1 protein-coding gene is annotated in these 1,206 nt (G+C 57.5%); it reads right to left on the reverse strand.

The annotated features are described in order from the left end of the window. Positions 1-1,206, reverse strand: a 1,206-nt coding sequence (locus tag EN862_RS34720; RefSeq protein WP_245512392.1) for an MmgE/PrpD family protein, incomplete at both ends; no start/stop codon positions are given.

Genomic DNA, 1,206 nt, shown 5'->3' on the forward strand with positions numbered 1-1,206 from the left:
CGATAAAGGGCGCAGGACATCCCCAAGTGGGTGTCGTACAATCATTTCTTCCGGCCCTTTCCCTTGATCCATGACAACGCGGGCTGGCGTTTCGGCTGGAAACGCCGAAGCGAAATCGGAGGACGCTTCAAGCTCAATACGCCCGGCCAACTCAATGATGCGTACGTCAGTGAGACGTTCAGGTTGAACAGGCCGTAGGGCTTCCCGCCCGTACAAAGCGGCCAGTGCGCAACTAAAATAGAAGCTGTATTGAGCCCCCTCCAAGGTGCTGGGGGCGCGCTCGTTTGCTAGGCGCAGCGCTTGTGGGAAAGTTTCTATGCGCAGCTTGCGGATCTCTTGCCCATCGCGACGCATGGCTAGTATCGCATCGATAGCTGCGTGGATATAGCGACAGCATGCATACGGCTTAAGATAGCATTTTTGAATTTCCCATGAAGACCCAAGATTTTGGGTCAGGAGATGGCGGGTGAAACGATCGTCGTCATCGAGAAGATTGAGAGGTCCAGTTGCGGCTGCCCGCGCGCGATAGGCGGCGGTGATACCTGCAACCACGGCGGGCGGAATCCCTTCCTTGATCGTGCTACCCTCGAATTTCGAGGTTGTGGTCAGGAAGACGATTGGTCCTTCGGATCCGGCAATACCTAACGCATGAGCGGTTTCCGTGGCACTCAAACCCAAGAGACGGCTAGCTGCAGCCGCAGCCCCGTAGCCGACCCAGCGTCCAGTTGCATACGTATCGATTGCCGCAACCGGCCGAGAGCTCGCGATTCGGAGGGCGATTTCATATCCGAGCGCAATTGCAACCATGGTCTCGGAGACCGACGCGTCAACAGCCTGAGCCACTGCCAAGGCGGCGGGAATAACGCCGGCACCCGCGTGACCTGCTGCGCCACGATGACCGTCGTCGATATCCAGCGCGCTTGCCGCAGCGCTGTTCGCCATCGCGGCGCCGACCACACTAGAACGATCCTCGGTCAACCAAATGCTGATCAGGCCCTCGCCATAGGCTTCCAGTGCTGATTTTCTGGCAGCATCAGCTAACGGCGATCGCAGGCCCGCAGCCGTGGCACCGATAAGATCTAAAATGAGCAACGAAATTGTACGCCGTGTCGCCGCAGGCAGTGCACTTGCTGGATAGCTGCTAACGAATTCGGCGAGTTCAGATATGGCTCGCACTGAGGTATACTCCAATATATCCGCTTCTTT

This window comes from Mesorhizobium sp. M2E.F.Ca.ET.219.01.1.1, from assembly GCF_004016445.2.
GTDB lineage: Bacteria > Pseudomonadota > Alphaproteobacteria > Rhizobiales > Rhizobiaceae > Mesorhizobium.